This window comes from Pseudorhodobacter sp., assembly GCF_030452865.1.
GTDB lineage: Bacteria > Pseudomonadota > Alphaproteobacteria > Rhodobacterales > Rhodobacteraceae > Pseudorhodobacter.
In genome coordinates, this window is record NZ_JAKDLJ010000385.1 from 1 (window position 1) to 3,300 (window position 3,300).

Annotated in this window: 3 protein-coding genes and 1 pseudogene; 3 read left to right on the forward strand and 1 reads right to left on the reverse strand. The window is 59.5% G+C overall.

The window, feature by feature from the left end; genetic code table 11:
* The 3 genes from L0H65_RS16770 to L0H65_RS16780 form a co-directional block, all read left to right on the forward strand.
* The coding region (locus L0H65_RS16770; protein ID WP_301460360.1) for a type VI secretion IcmF C-terminal domain-containing protein at positions 1 to 939 on the forward strand (939 nt) is incomplete at its 5' end.
* On the forward strand, positions 921 to 1,619 hold the full coding sequence (tagF, locus tag L0H65_RS16775) for a type VI secretion system-associated protein TagF (protein WP_301460362.1): 699 nt from the start codon (positions 921 to 923) through the stop codon (positions 1,617 to 1,619). The genes L0H65_RS16770 and tagF, both read left to right, overlap by 19 nt.
* Positions 1,616 to 2,326, forward strand: a complete 711-nt coding sequence (locus L0H65_RS16780) for a PP2C family serine/threonine-protein phosphatase (protein ID WP_301460364.1) — start codon at positions 1,616 to 1,618, stop codon at positions 2,324 to 2,326. The genes tagF and L0H65_RS16780 overlap by 4 nt, the downstream gene beginning before the upstream one ends.
* A gap of 173 nt (positions 2,327 to 2,499) precedes the next feature.
* Here the strand turns inward: L0H65_RS16780 and L0H65_RS16785 are convergent.
* A pseudogene (locus L0H65_RS16785) lies at positions 2,500 to 3,300 on the reverse strand (serine/threonine protein kinase); the annotation flags it as partial.

Genomic DNA, 3,300 nt, shown 5'->3' on the forward strand with positions numbered 1-3,300 from the left:
GTGGCGCATACCAACAATCAGCCATCGCAGCTTGATGACCTGATCCGGCTGCTGGATGAAGTCTACCGCGAGATGAGCAAACTTTCCTTCTCGGGTGTGGCGAGTGCGCCAACCGATCCCGAAAACAGCGCGATTTTCCAACTGACGCAAGCAACGGAACGTCTGCCCGGCCCGATGCAGCGCTGGACGACGCAGATCATCACCGGCTCATCCGGGATCACGGCGGATGGGAACCGCTCTGCGATCAATGCGAAATGGCAGAGCTCTGTCCTGCCGTTCTGCGATCAGGCCGTGACAAACCGCTACCCGTTCAACCGACGCGCCTCAAACGAGGTCGGGATGCAGGATTTTGCCAAGATGTTCGCACCGGACGGGTTGCTCGACACGTTTTTCAACGAGAATCTGTCGAAATTTGTTGATACGACGACCCGGCCATGGGTCTGGAAACGGGTAAATGACGCCGATCTGGGCATCTCGCCGGATGTGCTGGTTCAGTTCGAAAATGCGGCGGCGATCCGCGCGGCGTTCTTTCCGACCGGGGCGACACCTGCTGTCAGCTTTCAGATCACACCAGAGGCATTGGACCCGAAGGCATCTTCGGTGAAACTGGAAATTGACGGGACGACCGTGCAGTTTGCGCAAGGGGAGGGGCAGCCAGCACCTGCTGCCGTGCAATGGCCCGGCCCGGCGGGGTTCGGCAGTGTGACCTTTGATCCGCCGAGCCAAAGCACCGAAAGCAAGTTGCGGCGTGATGGCCCCTGGGGTTGGTTCCGGCTGCTGGACGCCGCCGAGATCAGACGCACGAATGTCTCTGACAAGCAGCGGGTGATTTTCAACATCGGCGGTCGCATCGCGATTTTTCAGATGCAGTCCGGCTCCTCCATCAACGCATTTGCCCTGCCTGCGCTTGGCAAATTCAGTTGTCCGAAGTCATTCTGATGGGGGTGCGCTTTGGGGTCTTTGGCAAACTGCCCGCCCTTGGGGACTTCCTGAGGATGGAACTCCCAGCCGGGTTTATCGACCCATGGGACCGCTGGTTGCAAGAAGGGATACTTGCAGCGAAAGCGGCTTTGGCGGAGCGTTGGCAGGATTGCTATTTCTCCGCGCCGATCTGGCGGTTCAATCTGAGCGCGGGTCTGGTCGGTGCCGCCCCGGTGATGGGGGTTATGATGTCATCGGTGGACCGTGTGGGGCGGCAGTTTCCGCTGACACTTGCCGCGCCGATGCCGGACGGCAATGCGGCGCTATTGGATCATTTCCTTTCAGTTCCGGTCTTTGAGGCGTTGGACGAAATCGCACTTGCCGCCCTCGAAGACGGTATGACGCGCGATGATCTGCGGGTGCGTCTGGATGGGGTTCAAGCCCCCGCCCGGCCAAACAACCTTTCGATCCGGCATGCACCGGGCGGGATGGTTGTCACCGGTGCGTCCCCCGGAAATCTGGTGCCGGAACTCGCAGCAGGGTTGACGGCGGATGCTTTCCGCCGCCCGTCAATCTGGTCGGCGCTGGGCGAGGATGGAATGCGGATGATGGTTTGCGAAGGCTTGCCCGCGGGCGGGCAGATGACCGGGCTTTTCGATATGGATGCCCAAATCTGGAAGAACGAGGAAATGGAATGACAATCCGCTACAGCGCGGCGAGCCATATCGGCCGCGTCCGCAAGGTGAACGAGGATAGTATTCTGTCGCTTCCTGACCAGAAGATCTGGGTCGTGGCGGATGGAATGGGTGGCCATGCGGCGGGTGATTTCGCAAGCCAGACCATCGTTGACACCATTGCGATGATTGAGCCGGACCTGCCACCGGGGGAGTTGATGCGCGGGTTGCGCCAAACCATCATGCAGGCGCATGCCACGATAAGCGCCGCAGCGGAGGAACGTTTTCACGGCACCGTCGGCGCAACCGTTGTGGCCCTGATCCTGACAGACGAACATTTTGTGGCGCTTTGGGCCGGGGACAGCCGGTTATACCGGTTCCGTGCTGGCAAGCTGGAGATGTTGACCACCGATCATTCCTTGGTCGCCGAGCTGGTGCTGTCGGGTGAATTGACCTGGGATCAGGCGGAGCAGCATCCGCAATCCAACGCGATCACCCGTGCGGTGGGTGTCGGTGAAACGCTGGAACTGGACAAGATCCGGGGGGATGTTGCCTCTGGTGACAGGTTTTTGCTGTGCTCCGATGGGTTGACGAAATATGCGACATTCAACACCCTTGCGTCGATGCTGAACGGCACGCCGATTGAAACCGTTGCGGACAGGTTGACGAATTTTGCGCTGGACGCAGGTGGGGCGGATAATATTTCCATCATTGTCGTTGATGTGGTTTGACCTCTTCACCGCGACTGGTTGAATTGTCTTGTCGCCGTTTGGTGACCAACTGAAACTAGCGCGGGCCCACTTGATCCGTTGTCTTTGCCAAGGGCGCATCGCCGGGATGACTCTCCACAATGCAGATGATCTTGCTGCACCGAAGCGTTTTGCGCTTTGGCTAAATGACGGCGCTATTTCGCCTCGGTCGTCAGCACCCGGCTGTCGATTGAAAACGTGTCGACAAGATCGGCACCGGTTTCCTCGCGCGTAAGGGCGCCTGCGAAGCTTGAGGTCGATTCCGATATCGGTCGCAAACTCTCGAACACCGGGGCGGCGGCGTGCAACACGACAATCTTGCTTTTGCCAAGCACGGAATCGTCAACGACGAAGGCCATTTTCGAGTTGCCCTTCGCCTCGCCCATGCCATAGGCCACGCGGACCGGAACCGCGCCGGTTTTACCTTTGCGCAGGTCCGCAACGGAATTGTCCGGGCGATTGAGGTTGGGCAACAGGTGAAACACCGACCCTGTAACATCGACGATGAAAACCCACAGATACCCATCGGTCACATCTGCGGGGATCACCACGTCGATCACCGGATTCTCACCGACGAAATAGCGCCCTGCCGGGTTGGGGTCCGCCCGGTCGCCAAAACCGAAATTCACCGCAAAGCCCAAAGATGCGGCGCGGGGCAGGGCTTGTTCGATCTTGCACAGGTTCGCGTTGAGGATTTCCGCGTCAACCAGAACTTCCCGGTCGCCCGCCACGTCTTTCACCGATTCGAGCAACCGTTGCCTCGCGCCCTGTTCAGCCAATTGCCCTGTGATCACGATGCTGTCGTCCAGCGCCCACCCGTTGGCCGGTGGATTGGTCAGCGTCAGCGGGCCGCAATCTTCGGCCTCATGCATCAGGTCGACAATTTTCTCCACCGGCAGCACTCGCGGGGCCAACGCCAGCTTCGCTTCTACCGGTAAGCCACTATTGGACAAGGC